We start from the raw sequence: 4,342 nt of genomic DNA on the forward strand, positions 1-4,342 counted from the left end.
ATTTTTCAAGCTTCTTTCCCGAGCTACTGATCCTGGTTCTGCGGCAGCTTCCAGCCCCGGGGCGTCTTCCATACAATTACGACACGATCAGGCGTAACTCGCTGCCCCGTGTAGGCCGCCTTTTTGATGAAGATCCTCTCGATGGCGAGCCGAATGAGCTGTCCTCGATAGTTGTCCGAGGAAGATTCCCAGAGTTCTGCACAATGTTCCGGGTCAGTGAGGACAGAGATGTCCCCGAGAGGTTGAGCCACATTCTCCCATTCCTCGCGGGCAGCTTCCACGTCCTCCAAAGCAGCCCGGCGGAGCTTGGCAAACGTGAATTCTCCATCGCGCCCCGGGTAGGCTCCAACGGCATTCAATCGATCGAGTCTGGCCACGGCCTCCTCGGCGATCTTAAGTTGGGCCCGCGCATCGACTTCCGCCGCCGTCTCATCCGGTTGTGAAAGCTCAATCCACCCTTCCGAGATCGCAAGCATCGTCGGATCGGTCGGGTCCGCCGCAGCGAGCTTGGCCTTCCAGGCGGCAAGAACCACCTTTAGCACCCCCACTCGCGTTGCGTTGCAAGGCTTGGCGCAGACCAAGCCGCTTGACGCCTTCACGCATTTGAACGACTTCCCCTTGGAGCTTGCGCGGTGACCCTTCTTGGGATCGATACCTCCTCCGTGGCACCACATGATTCCAGCCAGGGGGTGTCGGATCAGCTCCTCGCCGTCGATGCGAGAAGCTGCCTCAACGGCTGCAATGAGGCCAGGGGCTGAGGATCGGGCAGCGGCGATGCCCCGATGCTTTTTCCATACCTCTTCGGGAATCCCATCAAATCCCTTAGCGAATACACGAACCTTCTTGCCCTTGGGATTCAGATAAAGCTGCGGCCTTCCCCTTACCGAAACCGTCTGCCATCCAAGATAGACAGGGTTCCGGAGAATCTTCCCAACAGTGGCCTCACGCCAGGGGCCGCCCCGGTACGAAGGGATTTCATCGAGGTTCAAGCCTTCCACGATCTTGGCGTATGATCTCCCCGCTGCGGCCTCTTCGTGGATTCGCTCAATATACGGCCACCTCTTTCCGGCCTTGAGCTTACCTTTCTTCGTACGCTTCAGACCGTCCGGGGCAGTCCCGAGCCATTTCCCCTGGTCGCGCTGCGTTGATTTTGTATCTTTGACCTTCTGGGAGAGTTTCCGGCTGTACTCACGGTCATTCTCGGCATCGTTGATGATCCGAACACGATCCTCGGGGATTTCAGTATCGAGCCTGTTCAGATCAAATACAAGACGCTTGCCAGGGCTGTCAAGGACTTTCAGTACATCTCCAGCACCCTTTCGGCTGTACCGCGAGCTGTCATACGCCCAAAGGCAGTCCGTTTCGCCCTCCAGCAAGGCATGAACGGCTGCATCAAAATTTGGACGCTTGACCCCTGCCCTGTAGGCCGAAAGGTTCTCCCGCCAGACCTGGCGCACTGTGTAATCGTTGCGCTTCGCCCAGGCCCGCCCCCTCACCTCCTGAGACTTCAGCGAGAGGATCTCCTGAGTAGCGACGCCTGTGACGACCTGCGACTTCCGAAGAAGCAGGTCGACAAGCTTGGCTTCCTGGTCCGCCATACCTCTACCTTCCGGTGTGCGGAGCGAACCCGCACCCCGGAGGTGCACGACTGGTTACGCGTCCTAGGTGTCGAACCCTTCGACGAAGTCGTGCACCACGAACTGGAGGCGCTTCCTCGCCGGCGCCGCGATGTCGACCTGGTAGCCCTCCTCGCGCAGCCGCTGGTACGGGTAGAACACCTCCAGCGACTCCGCGGCGTCCCCGGTGACGAGCAGGATCTTCGATGCCATCGCCGACATCCCTCCGAAGTGGTAGTCCGTCAAAGCCGTCCCGGGTCGGAGCCCTCCGGCACGGGACCGCACCAACCTCCCGCAGCCGGTGGTCCCGCGCAACGGCGCGTATCGTCCGGGCACGGCGCGCTTTCCGGGGCGCGCGCCCCCGGGCCGGGACGCCGCCGGGGTTCGCGAAACCCGGGTGCGGTGGTCCGCACGGCTCTGGGACCATGCCGGAATGTCCCACCGTTTCGAATCCATGGTCGTCCGGCACACCTTCCGGCTGCCCACCCCCGCCGGTCCGGCCGGGAACGGCGAGGCCGCGGCACGTCAGTTCGACGCCGCGCTGATGTCCGTGGGCTTCAAGCTCTCGGCCGAGGCACTGGAGCGGCTGTCGGGGCTGAGCTCGCGGACCGTCCACGAGGTGGCCGCCCGTATCCTGCCCACCGTGCGCGAACTGGCCGGCGACCACGTCCGGCACAACGCCTACTTCATCGACTTCCCGGCCAACGTGCCGGACACCGTCTACTTCTGGACGCGGTGCATCATCGAGGCGCTCGCCGACGAGGACGCCCGCGAGCACACCCTGGCCCGGCTCTCCGCCGGTGTGGTCGACCTGCTCGCGCTGCCCCGCTACGGCCGCTACCAGCACACCTACGACGAGCTGCTCGCCGCCCACGACGAACTGATCGCCGCCGCCGGCGACCGGCTGACCGTCCTGCACCCGGGCGGCGCGCTGGAGGACGAGGTCACCGCCCTGTACCTGGCGCTGGCCGGCAGCGCCACCCCGCTGGGTGAGGAGGCGCTGCGCGACCTCGGCGACCTCGCCGGACACCGCGCGCACGGTCCGCGGCCAGAGGCGATCCCGGTCCGGGAGAACCGCGCCGTCGTCAACCGGGCCCGGCTGGACGCCGGCGCGGACCTCCTGCTCGACACCGTCACCGACGTGCTGCGCCTCGCCTGCGCGCTGTCGGACGGGGACGTCACGCTCGCCCGGCCGACCCGGTTCCGGACGTTCCCCCGCCCGGTGCGCCGCGCGCTGCTCGCGGGCCTGGACGCGGTGGTCGCCGCCGCCCCCGCCAAGCTCGCCGACTTCGGCGCGCACCGCGAGCCGTTCAAGCGCCTCGGCGAGCGGCTCCATCCGCACGAGCACCCCCGCTGGCCGCACGCCGCCGAGGTGTTCGCGGTCGCCCGGGGCGAGCGCGCGGCGCCGTCCCTGGACGGCCGGGTCGAGGAGGCGCTCGGCGCGGGCGACGTCACCGCGGCGGTGCGGCTGCTGTCCGCCGCCCCGGGCAGGCTGTTCCGCGCGCTCGACCGCCTGCTGCGCGCCTGCGCCACCGAGGAGCAGCGCGAGGCCGTGCTGGCCGCCGCCGAGGCGACGGCCGGGCGGGTGTCCGGCCGGGTGCTGCTGTCGGTCCGCGAGCACCTCCAGAACCGCCGCACCGAAGGGGCCGGGGAACGCCGGATCTTCGTCAACCGGGCCGGCCGCGGCCGGGTCACCGCCGACACCCGGCCGCCGCTGCCGCCCGCCGCGCGCGGGCGCCTGATCGCCGCGCTGGACGCCGAGGTGAGCCGCCGTCTCCCGGATCCGGGTCACCTGCTGATCGACCCGGCCGTGCTCGACGTCGCCCTGCCGCTCAGCGGCAACGCGACGTCCGCGGGCCTCGGCGTGCTGCCCCGCGGCTCGCTCTCCCCGGTCGACGGCGAGCTGCTGCGCTTCTTCGTGTACTGGCGGCAGCGCGGGCGGCGCACCGACCTCGACCTGTCGGCGCTGATGCTGGACGAGTCGTACGAGACCGTCTCCTGGCTCTCGTACACCTCGCTCACCGAGATCGGCGGCGAGCACTCCGGGGACGTCACCGAAGCGCCCGAGGGCGCGTCGGAGTTCATCAACCTGCGGCTGGACGAGGTGCGGGGGGCGTTCATCGTCCCGCAGGTCGACGTGTACTCGGGCGAGGGCTTCGAGCAGGTCGAGGAGTCGTTCTTCGGCTTCATGCTGCGGGACGGCGAGCAGGCGGGGCGGCCCTTCGAACCGCGCACCGTGCGGCTGAAGTCGGACCTGCGCGGCCCGGGACGGGTGGCCCTGCCGCTGGCGTTCCTGCGCGGGGCCGACGGCCGCTGGAGCGCCAAGTGGCTGCACCTGCACCTGACCGGCATGCCCGAGGCCAACCGGGTCGAGGAGAACCGGCTGTCGGTCGCGACGCTGCTGCGCGGCGCCGTCGAGCGCGAGCACCTCACGGTCCGCCACCTCACCGACCTGATGGGGCGGCGGGCCACCACCGTCACCCTGTGGGACGGCGCGGCGGTGCCCGACCGGCCCGTGACCTTCATCGGTCTGGAGCGGCCGGAGGGACTGCACCCGGCCTCCCGGGTCGTCACCCCCGTAAATCTGCGCGACCTGGTCCCCGCCTGACTGGTAGCGTGAGCCCGGGCGAGGCCATGAAGGGGCTTCCTTCTCAACTTCTTATTGAATCCAGTCCCTTCGCTCTCCTCGCCGTCGACCCGACGCCGGGGCGCGGTTTCCGCGCCCC

The 4,342-nt window shown here is 68.3% G+C and carries 2 protein-coding genes and 1 pseudogene; 1 reads left to right on the forward strand and 2 read right to left on the reverse strand.

The features are described 5' to 3' along the window. Positions 1–23: 23 nt before the first annotated feature. Both ABD308_RS26200 and ABD308_RS26205 read right to left on the reverse strand, forming a co-directional pair. On the reverse strand, positions 24–1,598 hold the full coding sequence (locus tag ABD308_RS26200) for a recombinase family protein (RefSeq protein ID WP_344339182.1): 1,575 nt from the start codon (positions 1,596–1,598) through the stop codon (positions 24–26). Between the two features lie 66 nt (positions 1,599–1,664). Next, positions 1,665–1,829 (reverse strand): annotated as a pseudogene (locus ABD308_RS26205) (DJ-1/PfpI family protein); the annotation flags it as partial. 220 nt (positions 1,830–2,049) lie between these two features. Here ABD308_RS26205 and ABD308_RS26210 point away from each other — a divergent pair. Next, positions 2,050–4,224 (forward strand): hypothetical protein, encoded by a 2,175-nt coding sequence (locus ABD308_RS26210; RefSeq protein WP_344339184.1) that lies wholly within the window; start codon positions 2,050–2,052, stop codon positions 4,222–4,224. The last annotated feature ends 118 nt before the right edge of the window (positions 4,225–4,342 follow it).

It is taken from the genome of Kitasatospora putterlickiae (assembly GCF_039527695.1).
GTDB classification, from domain to species: domain Bacteria; phylum Actinomycetota; class Actinomycetes; order Streptomycetales; family Streptomycetaceae; genus Kitasatospora; species Kitasatospora putterlickiae.

Bases quoted from the DNA above. Each gene is read 5' to 3' on its own strand.
- ABD308_RS26210 (WP_344339184.1), top strand. From the start codon at position 2,050: ATGTCCCACCGTTTCGAATCCATGGTCGTCCGGCACACCTTCCGGCTG.
- ABD308_RS26200 (WP_344339182.1), bottom strand. From the start codon at position 1,598: ATGGCGGACCAGGAAGCCAAGCTTGTCGACCTGCTTCTTCGGAAGTCG.